The sequence below is a fragment of the Limnohabitans sp. genome (assembly GCF_031539105.1).
In the GTDB taxonomy this organism is placed as follows: domain Bacteria; phylum Pseudomonadota; class Gammaproteobacteria; order Burkholderiales; family Burkholderiaceae_C; genus Limnohabitans.
On record NZ_JAVKLM010000008.1, the window covers coordinates 153,771 to 165,687 of the forward strand.

12 protein-coding genes are annotated in these 11,917 nt (G+C 56.9%); 7 read left to right on the forward strand and 5 right to left on the reverse strand.

Annotated elements, in window-relative coordinates; genetic code table 11:
• Nucleotides 1-19: 19 nt before the first annotated feature.
• Together parC and RMR24_RS01835 are read right to left on the reverse strand one after the other, a co-directional pair.
• Entirely contained in the window at nt 20-2,362 is a 2,343-nt protein-coding gene (gene parC / locus RMR24_RS01830; RefSeq protein ID WP_310613380.1) for a DNA topoisomerase IV subunit A, read from the reverse strand.
• Entirely contained in the window at nt 2,359-4,338 is a 1,980-nt protein-coding gene (locus RMR24_RS01835; protein WP_310613381.1) for a DNA topoisomerase IV subunit B, read from the reverse strand. Before RMR24_RS01835 ends, parC begins: the two co-directional genes overlap by 4 nt.
• A 65-nt stretch (nt 4,339-4,403) precedes the next feature.
• Between RMR24_RS01835 and RMR24_RS01840 the strand changes: the two genes are divergently transcribed.
• From RMR24_RS01840 to RMR24_RS01865, 6 genes are read left to right on the forward strand one after another with little or no spacing between them, the layout of a single operon-like run.
• A complete protein-coding gene (locus tag RMR24_RS01840; RefSeq protein ID WP_310613382.1) occupies nt 4,404-5,627 on the forward strand; it encodes an MFS transporter in 1,224 nt (407 codons plus the stop codon).
• Between the two features lie 7 nt (nt 5,628-5,634).
• The gene (locus tag RMR24_RS01845; protein ID WP_310613383.1) at nt 5,635-5,805 is read left to right on the forward strand and encodes a hypothetical protein; all 171 of its coding nucleotides are present in this window, start codon (nt 5,635-5,637) and stop codon (nt 5,803-5,805) included.
• 1 nt (nt 5,806) lies between these two features.
• Nucleotides 5,807-6,364 carry a class I SAM-dependent methyltransferase gene (locus RMR24_RS01850; protein WP_310613384.1) on the forward strand — a complete coding sequence of 186 codons (558 nt, stop codon included), beginning with the start codon at nt 5,807-5,809 and terminating at the stop codon, nt 6,362-6,364.
• 55 nt (nt 6,365-6,419) lie between these two features.
• Nucleotides 6,420-7,313, forward strand: a complete 894-nt coding sequence (dapA, locus tag RMR24_RS01855; RefSeq protein WP_310613385.1) for a 4-hydroxy-tetrahydrodipicolinate synthase — start codon at nt 6,420-6,422, stop codon at nt 7,311-7,313.
• Between the two features lie 20 nt (nt 7,314-7,333).
• Nucleotides 7,334-8,434 (forward strand): outer membrane protein assembly factor BamC, encoded by a 1,101-nt coding sequence (bamC, locus tag RMR24_RS01860; RefSeq protein ID WP_405023294.1) that lies wholly within the window; start codon nt 7,334-7,336, stop codon nt 8,432-8,434.
• A gap of 24 nt (nt 8,435-8,458) precedes the next feature.
• Complete coding sequence (locus RMR24_RS01865; protein WP_310613386.1) at nt 8,459-9,244, forward strand: MBL fold metallo-hydrolase; 786 nt, start codon at nt 8,459-8,461, stop codon at nt 9,242-9,244.
• A gap of 70 nt (nt 9,245-9,314) precedes the next feature.
• On the opposite strand, the gene RMR24_RS01870 is transcribed toward RMR24_RS01865, so the two are convergent.
• Together RMR24_RS01870 and RMR24_RS01875 are read right to left on the reverse strand one after the other, a co-directional pair.
• A complete protein-coding gene (locus RMR24_RS01870; protein ID WP_310613387.1) occupies nt 9,315-9,488 on the reverse strand; it encodes a hypothetical protein in 174 nt (57 codons plus the stop codon).
• Between the two features lie 162 nt (nt 9,489-9,650).
• A complete protein-coding gene (locus RMR24_RS01875) occupies nt 9,651-10,781 on the reverse strand; it encodes a cupin domain-containing protein (RefSeq protein WP_310613388.1) in 1,131 nt (376 codons plus the stop codon).
• Between the two features lie 19 nt (nt 10,782-10,800).
• Here RMR24_RS01875 and RMR24_RS01880 point away from each other — a divergent pair, with 19 nt between their 5' ends.
• On the forward strand, nt 10,801-11,325 hold the full coding sequence (locus tag RMR24_RS01880; protein WP_310613389.1) for an FKBP-type peptidyl-prolyl cis-trans isomerase: 525 nt from the start codon (nt 10,801-10,803) through the stop codon (nt 11,323-11,325).
• 1 nt (nt 11,326) lies between these two features.
• Here RMR24_RS01880 and dut read toward each other — a convergent pair whose 3' ends face one another.
• On the reverse strand, nt 11,327-11,776 hold the full coding sequence (gene dut / locus RMR24_RS01885) for a dUTP diphosphatase (RefSeq protein ID WP_310613390.1): 450 nt from the start codon (nt 11,774-11,776) through the stop codon (nt 11,327-11,329).
• Nucleotides 11,777-11,917: the final 141 nt, after the last annotated feature.

Genomic DNA, 11,917 nt, shown 5'->3' on the forward strand with positions numbered 1-11,917 from the left:
GGCTCAATGAGCCGCTTTTTTATTCCACCCGCACCACAGCATTCGGCTTAAAGCCCAAATCAGCCACTTTGCCCTTCTTGGCGCGTGCCGCTTTGGCGTTGTTCAAGCTGCGAATTTCTAAGGTTTCTTCGCGCACTTTGCCGCCACGGCCAATGCCTTCGATGCGCACGCTGCGTGTGTACGCAGCCGCACCGGCCAGAGTGTCTTTGGCTTCTAGATCAATCAGCATCAAACCACGACCGCCCTTTTCCATCGCTTTGAGTTCAGACAACTCAAAGGTCAAGAAGCGGCCTCCCGTGGATGCACAAGCTACATGCGTGGCGGGTGCCACAGGCTGTGCGCCCGAGCCACCGCTGGCAGGTGATGGGCGGCACACGGTTTCGCCCTCGCCCACGGTGATGAAGGCTTTTCCGCCTTTGTTGCGCGAAATCATGTGCTCGATGTTGGCCATGAAGCCATAGCCGCCGGAGCTGCTAAGCAAGTAAGTGGCGCCTGCAGGGCCTGCCACGTAGTGCAACAGTTGGGTGCCAGCTTCTAAATCAACCAGTGTGGTCACAGGTTGGCCGTCGCCACGCGCGCCGGGCAAGACCGACACAGGTACCGAGTAGATGCGGCCGTTCGAGCCAAACGCGATAAAGGTGTCCACCGTGCGGCACTCAAACGTGCCGTACAAGCCGTCGCCCGACTTGAAGGCAAAGGCGCTGGCTTCGTGGCCGTGGCCGGTACGTGCACGGACCCATCCTTTTTCAGATACGACCACGGTCACTGGCTCGTCAATGACCTTGACTTCGGCGACAGCTTTTTTCTCTTCTTGAATGAGCGTGCGGCGTGGGTCGGCAAAGGTTTTGGCGTCGGCTTCAATTTCTTTGACCATCAAGCGGCGCAGCGCTGACGGGTTACCCACGATGTCTTCGAGCTTGGCTTGTTCGTCGCGCAGTTCTTTGAGCTCTTGCTCAATTTTGATGGCTTCCAAACGCGCCAGCTGACGCAGACGAATTTCTAAGATGTCTTCAGCTTGTCGCTCGCTGAGTTTGAAGCGCTCCATCAGCGCCTGCTTAGGCTCGTCGCTCTGACGGATGATGGCAATCACCTCGTCGATGTTGAGCAACACCAACTGGCGACCTTCCAAGATATGGATGCGGTCCAGCACTTTGTTCAAGCGGTGCTGCGAGCGACGCAGGATGGTGGCCGAGCGGAATTCAATCCACTCAGTCAGCATGTCGCGCAGCGACTTGGGCACAGGGCGTCCATCGATACCCACCATGGTGAGGTTGATGGACGACGAAGTTTCTAAGCTCGTGTGCGCCAGCAAGGTGGTGATGAGTTCTTGTTGCTCAATGGTGCGGGTTTTGGGCTCGAACACCAAACGCACAGCCGCATCTTTGCTGGACTCATCGCGCACCACATCCAACACGGCCAGCACGGTGGCTTTGAGTTGGGTTTGGTCGGCACTCAGGGCCTTCTTGCCTGTTTTGACCTTGGGGTTGGTGAGCTCTTCAATCTCTTCCAACACGCGTTGGCTGCTCACGCCGGGTGGTAACTCTTTGACCACCAGTTGCCATTGGCCACGGGCCAACTCTTCAATGGTCCAGCGGGCGCGCACTTTGAGTGAACCACGGCCTGTGCGGTAGGCTTCGGCAATGTCAGACGCGCTGCTGATGATTTGGCCGCCACCTGGGTAATCGGGCGCGGGCAAGATTTGCAGCAACTCGGCGTCGCTCATCTTGGGAGTCTTGATGAGTGCCACGCACGCATCGGCCACTTCACGCAAGTTGTGGCTTGGAATTTCAGTGGCCATGCCCACCGCGATGCCGCTTGCGCCGTTGAGCAAGGCAAATGGCAAACGGGCGGGCAACTGCTTGGGCTCTTCGGTGGAGCCGTCGTAGTTGGGCTGGAAGTCAACCGTGCCTTCGTCAATCTCATCTAACAGCAGCGTGGTGATTTTGGCCAAGCGCGCTTCGGTGTATCGCATGGCCGCAGCGCCGTCGCCGTCGCGTGAGCCAAAGTTGCCTTGGCCGTCGATCAGTGGGTAGCGTTGGGCAAAGTCTTGCGCCATGCGCACGAGTGCCTCATAGGCGGCGCTGTCACCGTGGGGGTGATAGCGGCCCAGCACGTCACCGACCACGCGGGCGCACTTAACAGGCTTGGCGCCTGAGTTTCCGCTGAAGCCCAGGCCCATACGGGACATCGAATACAGAATGCGGCGCTGCACCGGCTTTTGGCCGTCGCACACGTCGGGCAAGGCGCGGCCTTTGACCACGCTGAGCGCGTATTCAAGGTAGGCGCGTTGGGCGTAGTGGCCCAGCGCGATGTCGCCGTCGTTGTCGGCAGTGGGCAAGTCAGGGGTGAGCAAATCGGTCATACGTCAATCTCAATCGAATCGCCATGCAGTTCCATCAGCTCACGGCGTGCGGCGGCTTCGCCTTTGCCCATGAGTTGTGTGATCAAACCTTCGGTGGTTGCAAAGTCCAGCAAGCCCAGTTGCACGGGCATGAGGCGGCGGGTGTCGGGGTTGAGGGTGGTGTCCCACAGTTGTTCGGCGCTCATTTCACCCAAGCCTTTGAAGCGGCTGATGCTCCACTTGCCCTCGGCCACGCCGTCTTTGCGCAGTTTGTCGAGGATGGACGTGAGTTCACCCTCGTCCAAGGCATACACCTTGGTGGCTGGCTTTTTGCCACGCGCCGGTGCGTCCACACGGAACAGCGGTGGACGCGCCACAAACACATGTCCCGCTTCGATGAGCTTGGGGAAGTGACGGAAAAACAAGGTGAGCAACAACACTTGGATGTGCGAGCCGTCCACGTCCGCATCACTCAGGATGCACACCTTGCCGTAACGCAGGCCGCTCATGTCGGGGCTGTCGTTTGGACCGTGAGGGTCAACACCCACGGCCACCGAAATATCGTGAATTTCGTTGTTGGCAAACAAGCGGTCGCGCTCGACTTCCCAGGTGTTGAGCACCTTACCGCGCAGCGGCAGAATGGCTTGGTTTTCTTTGTTGCGGCCCATCTTGGCGCTGCCGCCGGCTGAGTCGCCCTCGACCAAAAACACTTCGTTGTGCGCCGTGTCTTTGCTTTCGCAATCGGTCAGCTTGCCTGGCAACACCGCCACGCCTGAGCCTTTGCGCTTCTCAACTTTTTGACCAGCTTTTTGGCGTGTTTGTGCAGCTTTGATGGCCAGCTCAGCCAGCTTTTTGCCGTACTCCACATGCTGATTGAGCCACAGCTCCATCGTGGGGCGCACATAGCTCGACACCAAACGCACAGCATCGCGCGAGTTGAGGCGCTCTTTGATCTGGCCTTGGAACTGCGGGTCCAGCACCTTGGCGCTCAGCACGTAGCTGGCACGAGCAAACACGTCTTCTGGCATGAGCTTGACGCCCTTGGGCAGCAAAGCATGCAGCTCGATGAAGCTTTTCACCGCTGTGAACAAACCATCACGCAAGCCGCTGTCGTGCGTGCCACCCGCGCTGGTGGGAATCAGGTTGACATAGCTCTCGCGCACCGGTGCACCGTCTTCGGTGAAGGCCACAGCCCATGCTGCGCCCTCGCCTTCGGCAAAGCTGTCGTGGTTGCTGTCAGCGTAGCCGTCGCCTTCAAACAAAGGAATGACGGGCTCGCCGTGCAGCGTCTGCATCAAGTAGTCACGCAGGCCGCCTTTGTAGAGCCAGTTTTGCGTGTCTTTGGTTTTTTCATTTGTGAGCGTCACGCTCACGCCAGGCATGAGCACGGCTTTGCTGCGCAGCAAGTGCACCAGCTCGTTCATCGGCAAGGCAGAGGATTCAAAGTATTTGGCGTCGGGCCACACGCGCACGGTGGTGCCTTGTTTGCGGTCACCTGATTCTTGTTTGCGGGTGGTGAGTTTTTCCACCACATCGCCACCTGAAAACACCAAGCGGGCCACTTGGCCTTCACGATACGAGGTGGCCTCCATGCGTTTGGCCAGCGCGTTGGTCACGCTCACGCCCACGCCGTGCAGGCCGCCAGAGAAGCTGTATGCGCCGCCCGAGCCTTTGTCGAACTTGCCACCTGCATGCAAGCGGGTGAACACCAGTTCAATGACGGGGGCTTTTTCTTCGGGGTGCATGCCAAACGGAATACCACGGCCGTCGTCGTCGATGCTGACAGAGCCGTCGCTGTGCAACGTGACGCCAATTTTTTTGCCGTGTCCAGCGAGCGCCTCGTCAGCCGCGTTGTCCAATACCTCTTGGATGATGTGCAGCGGGTTGTCAGTGCGGGTGTACATGCCAGGACGCTGCTTGACGGGTTCGAGCCCCTTCAAGACGCGAATCGAGCCTTCCGAGTACTGGGGCGGTGTGGTGGGTTGCTTTGTAGCCATGGGGCGGAATTGTAGTTAAACCCCCGCGACACCCGCTGTGCGGCACATTGGGTAAAGTTGGCGCTATGACCAACCAACACAAAACACTGCCCATGTGGCAAGTGCTGGCCTGCGGGGCAGCTATCGTCACCCTATCTATGGGTGTGCGCCACGGCTTTGGCCTGTGGCTGCAACCCATCACCCAAGCGCAAGACTGGACCCGAGAAAACTTCGCCATGGCGATTGCCATTCAAAACCTCACCTGGGGTTTTGCCGGTATCTTCTCGGGCATGTTGGCTGACCGCTTTGGCGCGTTTCGCGTCATCGTAACTTGCGCGGTGCTTTACTCACTGGGCTTGGTCGGCATGGCATATTCAGACACGCCTGCCCTGTTCACCGCCACGGCGGGTGTGCTGATTGGCATTGCCCAAGCGGGCACGACCTACGCCGTGATTTACGGCGTGATTGGTCGCAATGTGAGCGCGGCCAAGCGATCTTGGGCCATGGGCGTGGCCGCAGCGGCGGGCTCGTTTGGCCAGTTTTTGATGGTACCCACAGAGGGATACCTGATCAGTACCTTTGGTTGGCAAGAAGCTTTGGTGTGGTTGGCGCTGTCGGCCATGCTCATCATTCCCCTCGCCTTCGGTTTGCGTGAACCTGGCTTTGCAGGTGGGGCTACGCCGCACCGCGACCAATCCATCTTGCATGCGCTGCGTGAGGCCATGGGCTACCGCAGCTTTCAGCTGTTGATGGCGGGCTACTTTGTGTGCGGCTTTCAAGTGGTGTTCATCGGCGTTCACATGCCCAGCTATTTGAAAGACCATGGACTATCGCCCGAAGTGGCCAGCATTGCTTTGGCGCTGATTGGCTTGTTCAACGTGTTTGGCACCTACATTGCAGGCAGCTTGGGCCAACGCATGGCCAAGCGCAAAATTTTGTCGTTCATCTATTTCTCACGCTCCATCGCCATCGTGCTGTTCTTGCTCGCGCCACTGACACCCATGAGCGTGTACCTCTTCTCTAGCGTGATGGGTTTGCTGTGGCTCTCCACCGTGCCCCCCACCAATGCGGTGGTGGCACAGATATTCGGCGTGGCACATTTGTCCATGCTCGGGGGTTTTGTGTTTTTCAGCCACCAAATTGGCAGCTTTATGGGCGTATGGCTGGGCGGCTATTTGTATGACAAGTCCGGCAGCTATGACATTGTTTGGTACATCTCGATTGCGCTGGGCTTATTTGCCGCGCTGGTGAACTTGCCGGTGAAAGAAAACGCCATTGAGCGCTCCCCTGCTGCAGCAGTGGCAGTTTGAGGAACAAATGCAAACCGCAACGCCAGACAGCACGATGAACCACCTACTCAGCCAACCCTTCATTCGACAAGCTTTGGTTGGCTTGGTGTGCGTGGCTGTTCTGCTGGCTGTCTTGTGGATGTATTTGCAGCCAGATTTTTTGCTGACGCTGGCCAACCAAGTGTGGGGATGCTTCTAATATGAGCACCGTTCTTCACGGGCAAGAGCCCACATCAAACTGGGTCGCACGTTGGTCACACCTTTTGCCTGTGGGCTGCAACGTGCTGGATTTGGCCTGCGGGCACGGTCGCCACATGCGCCACTTTGCAAGCTTAGGTTACAAGGTCACGGGCGTGGACCGCAATGCTGATGCAATTGCAGCCGCCAGCCCCTCGGGAGAAACCATCTGTGCCGACATCGAAAACGGCCCTTGGCCCCTGCAAAACCGCACCTTTGGCGGTGTGGTCGTGACCAATTACCTATGGCGCCCCTTGTGGCCGAGCATCTTGGGCAGCCTTGCGCTTAATGGTGTGCTGATTTACGAAACCTTCTCAGCTGGCAACGAAAGCGTAGGAAAACCCTCGCGCCCGGACTTTTTGCTGAACCCAGCAGAATTGCTGAATATTTGCCAAGGTCTGCGCGTGGTGGCGTTTGAAGAAGGCTTTTTGGGCCAGCCCGAACGCTTCGTTCAGCGCATCGTGGCCGTGCGCGAGACGAGCGGCACACAAACGCCTGCGCGTTACCCACTGAATCGCTAAAAATTGCATTCGCACTCGCTAGAATGATTGTTTTTCCTTGACCGAACTCGCGGACATGACACCCATCACCGGCAGTATCGTGGCTTTGACCACCCCCATGCACACAGACGGCAGCGTCGACTACCCCACCCTGCGCAAACTGATTGATTGGCACATTGCCGAAGGCACCGATTGCATCGGCGTCGTGGGCACGACCGGCGAGTCACCAACCGTCAACGTGGAAGAACACTGCGAAATCATCCGCGTGTCGGTCGAACAAGCTGCCAAACACACCGAACGTCATGTGCCCATCATGGCCGGCTGCGGCGCTAACTCCACCGCTGAAGCCATTGAGCTGGCCAAGTTCGCCAAAAAAGTCGGCGCACATTGCCAACTGCAAGTGGTGCCCTACTACAACAAGCCCACGCAAGAAGGCCAATACCTGCACTTCAAAGCCATCGCCGAAGCGGTGGACTTGCCCGTGATTTTGTACAACGTGCCCGGCCGCTCAGTGGCCGATATGGCGCACGACACCGTGCTGCGATTGGCCCAAGTGCCAGGCATCGTGGGTATGAAAGAAGCCACAGGCAACATCGAACGCGCCCAATGGCTGATTCGCGACGTGCCCAAAGGCTTTGCTGTGTATTCAGGTGACGATCCCACTGCAGTGGCTTTGATGCTGTGTGGCGGCCAAGGCAACATCAGCGTGACCGCCAACGTGGCCCCCCGCTTGATGCACGAGCTGTGTGTGGCTGCGATGGCCGGCGACGTGAAACGCGCCATGGACATCCAATTCAAATTGATGCCTGTTCACAAACACCTGTTTGTGGAAGCCAACCCCATTCCCGTGAAGTGGGCCATGCACCGCATGGGCCTTGCAGGCCCAACCCTGCGCTTGCCCATGACAGAACTCACCCAGGCGAATGAGCCTGTGGTGGAGGGTGCCTTGCGCGCCGCTGGTTTGATCTGATTGTTAAAAAGGCCTTGGCTGTGAAAATTTCTATTGCACTGAACCGCACAGCAGTTACGCTGACTTCACTTGTGTTGCTCAGCGGCTGCTCCTCCATCATGGATGGTGACAAGGTCAACTACAAAACCGAAGGCGGCACCAAGGTTATAGCCTTGGACATCCCACCAGACCTGACCCAACTTAACCGCGACACACGCTATGCGGTGCCTGGAGGCCCAGTCACAGCCAGTGGCATGGCGGTGCGTCCCGTGCCAACTGTTGCTGCAACCGCTGCCAAACAAGTCAACGATGTACGCATCGAACGCGATGGCAAGCAACGTTGGCTAGTGATCAATCGTTCCGCCGATGCCGTTTGGCCCATCGTGCAAGAATTTTGGAAAGAAAACGGGTTCACCTTCGTGATCGAACAGCAACAGCTGGGCTTGCTTGAAACCGAATGGGCCGAAAACCGAGCCAAGATCCCACAAGATTTCATTCGCCGCTCGTTGGGCAAAGTGCTTGATGGTTTGTACTCGTCTGGCGAGCGTGACAAATTTCGCACGCGCATTGAGCGCAACAATACGGGCGGCGTTGATGTCTTCGTGACCCACCGCGGCATGAGCGAAGAATACAAAGACCAGTCCAAAACCAGCACAATTTGGGCCCCACGCCCCAACGACCCTGAGTTGGAAGCCGAGTTTTTGAGCCGCTTGATGGTCAAACTCGGCGTCTCTGTTGAGCAAGCCAAAGTTGGCATCACGCCACAAGAAATAGCGGCCAATAAAACTACCTTGGTGACCAAGGGTGACACTACGCTGTTGAATATCCCTGACTCATTCGACGTGGCCTGGCGCCGCGTGGGCTTGGCCTTGGACCGCACGGGCTTCACTGTGGAAGACCGAGACCGTGCACAAGGCGTGTACTTTGTGCGCTACGTGGACACGGCCAGCAAAGAGGAAAAAGGGTTCTTCAGCAAGATGTTCAGCAGTTCCAAGTCTGACGCAGGTCCTGTCAAATATCGCATCGCTGTGCGTAAAACAGACAAAGCCACAGAAGTCACTGTGCAAAACGCAGCGGGCGCTACTGAAAACAGCCCCGTTTCTCAACGCATCTTGAAGTTACTGGCCGAAGACCTGCGCTGATTGGCGTAATTTTGAGCTTGCGCAATGCTCCGCTTTAAGAGCCTGGGCAGCGGCAGCTCAGGCAACGCCACTTTGGTTGAAGCCCAAAGTGGCTTTCACACCACCCGTTTGCTGATTGACTGCGGCCTTCGCCTGCGCGATCTTGAAGCACGCCTGATAGAAGCCGGCACCTCAGCCGAAGATTTGGACGCTATTTTCATCACCCACGAACATGGCGACCACATTGGCTGTGCACGCAGCTTTGTCAAACGCTACGCAACGCCGCTGTGGATGAGTCAAGGCACTTGGCTAGCCCTGAGTGACGCTTCTTGGGCACCCCACCAACATTTGCTGAATGTGGCACGTGATGGCTGCAAAATTGAGATCGGCCCTTTACAAGCCTTGCCCTTCACGGTGCCGCACGACGCCCGCGAGCCCTTGCAGCTGCGTTGCACGGATGGGCAGCGACATTTGGGTATCGCCACAGATCTAGGCCACCCCTCCTCACATGTGGTGCAAGCTTTGCAAGGCTGTCATGCCTTGCTGCTGGAGGCCAACCACGACCCCGACTTGTTGCAAGCCTCGGCTTATCCCAGCTTTTTAAAACAACGGGTCGCAGGACCTTGGGGGCATTTGGCTAACCATGCAGCAGCCGACTTGCTGACTCGGGTCAAACATAAGCAACTGAGTTACGTGCTGGCAGCGCACTTGAGTGAGCGCAACAACACACCAGAGCTGGCCCGTGCTAGCCTCAGCGAAGCCTTAGGCTGCGCCCCATCAGACATTGACGTGGCAGACCCGATGACTGGTTCGATCTGGATGCAAGTCTGACAACAACGATTTCAAACGCCCATGAAAAAAGCCACCCGAGGGTGGCTTTTGCATTCAGTTCGAAAACTGATTACTTGCTGGCAGCGTCAGAAGCTGGTGCAGCGGCTTCAGAAGCCACAGAAGCGGCTTCAACAGCAGCAGAAGCGGCAACAGGAGCGGCTTCAACAGCAGGAGCTTCTTTTTTGCCGCAAGCGACGAGAGCGGCAGCAGCCAACAAAGATGCCAACAGGATTGACTTGTTCATGTGAATATTCCTTAAGGGGGATGAAAACAATTTCCGGAAATTGCTGTGGCTTTCACCACAACCAAATCAAGGAGCTCGAGCTTCTCAATTCAGAGGCTAATTATAGGGTAATTCCTATAAATATTCAGAATCAGTTGTCAGCCTGGCGTCAAAATTGACAATTTATGCACCTGCATGGAGCCAACCATCGTCACACCACTCCATCAGTAAGCTGATAGCTTCTGGACTGGCTTTAAGAAGATCATCTTCAGACAACTCACGCGCGTCTGCCAGCTGACGCATCAAAGCTGCGTCTTTGCCTGCGGCCCGCCAACTTTCACCGTTCAAGAAGACATGGTGCGCGTCGTACATCATCTTGCTTCGTCGGTCTAAACGCACGGATTTGAGCCGATTGGGCGTGTCGCCAATCTCAAACCACACATTGGCTTTGGGCTCGGTGAGGTATTCACCCAAAGCACGTTGCAGCGCTTTAGGGTCTTTTAATGCTTTTTGCAAGGCGGATCTTGCAAAGTCTGCCAAGCCCTCTGGCATAGCAGCTGGCTTAGAGACAGCGGGCTGCGTGGCGTCTTTGTACAAATCACAACCAGCAGCTTCTTCAGCGCCTTCACTCAAACGCACCAACAACTCACGGGCCAAGTCACCTGTTTGGGGCACACGAAAGCCTACCGAGTACGTCATGCACTCGCCTTGTGCAATGCCATCGTGAGCGTAGCGCGGGGGCAAATACAGCATGTCACCAGGGTTGAGCACCCAGTCATATTCGGGCTTGAAGTTGGCCAAAATTTTCAGTGGCATGTCGGGTACCAGCGACAAGTCTTTTTGACGGCCAATGCGCCAGCGACGTTGACCGTGGGCTTGCAGCAAAAACACGTCGTAACTGTCAAAGTGCGGACCCACGCCGCCGCCCTCGGTGGCGTAGCTGATCATCACATCGTCTATGCGGGCGTCTGGGATGAACCGAAATTGCTGCATCAACGCGGCGACACGCTCATCGTGCAAATCCACGCCTTGCACCAGCAAGGTCCAATCGCGCTCGGTCAGCTTGGGGATGGCGCGGCGTTTGAACGGGCCGCGCTGCATTTGCCAGTTGCGTTGGCCGCCATTTGAGCCCATCACCAAGCGGGACTCAACCTCATTTTGTTCGGCCAAGTCAAACAGCTCAGGGCGGCTGAGCAAAGCTTTGAATTCAGGAATGGCTTGACGCACCAACAAGGGCTTGCGCTGCCAATAGGTGGTCATAAATTCGGCGGGACTGATGCCGCCGAGCAGAGTCAGGGGTTTGTTCACATGCATCGTGCGACAATTTTGCCTTATGGAAATTACACAACACTGCGTGGTCGGCTTAACTTGGACCTTGAAAGACACTTTGGGCGAGGTGCTGGACGAATTGGACAGCCCCGTCGAATTTTTGGTGGGCGGTGATGACTTGCTGGCCAAGATCGAAGAATCTCTGCAAGGCCACAGCGTGGGCGACCACCTCGACTTGCAACTTGAACCCGAAGAAGCCTTTGGCGACTATGACGAAAACTTGGTGTTTTTAGAGGCTCGCTCGCTTTTTCCCAAGGAGTTGGAAGAGGGCCACACCGTTGAAGGACACGCCCTGCCCGCTGGCTGCAACCCCGACGCGCCGCAAGACCTGCTCTACACCGTGACAGAGCTCTACCCTGAGCATGTGGTGCTTGATGGCAACCACCCATTGGCTGGCATTGCGATTCGCATTCACCTCGATGTGCAATCGGTGCGCGAAGCCACGCAAGACGAACAAGAGCGTGGCACGCTAGGCACTGGCTTTTTCAAAATTGAAGCGCAAGCGCCGGGCAACGACTTGTTGCACTGATTTATTTCTTCCCCGTCGAACCGTAACCGCCCTCGCCTCGCGCGGTGGGCGCAGCAAATTCGTTCACCACATTGAACTGCGCTTGCACCACGGGCACGATGACCAGTTGAGCCAAGCGCTCCATGGGCTCGAGCGTGAAGGCCACATCGCTGCGGTTCCAAGCGCTGACCATCAACTGGCCTTGGTAGTCGCTGTCGATCAAACCCACAAGATTGCCCAACACGATGCCGTGTTTGTGACCCAAACCAGAACGCGGCAAGATGAGCGCCGCGTAAGCGGGATCAGCCAAATGAATGGCAATGCCGGTCGGTATCAGTTGCCAAGCGTTGGGCTCCAACGTGACAGGCGCATCCAAGCAAGCGCGCAAGTCAAGGCCAGCGCTGCCGGGCGTGGCGTATTGCGGCAATTGGTCTGCCATGCGGGGATCGAGAATTTTGACGTCGAGTTTCATTTTTTAATCAGGCGGATTCAAGGACGAAGTGCAACAAAGATGAACTGGTTATAGGTGGCTGAGGATGCGAGAGCATCATGGCCGCTTTAACCGCCAAGTCGAAGTTGCCCAATGTACAAGCACCTCAGCCGAGAAGAACGA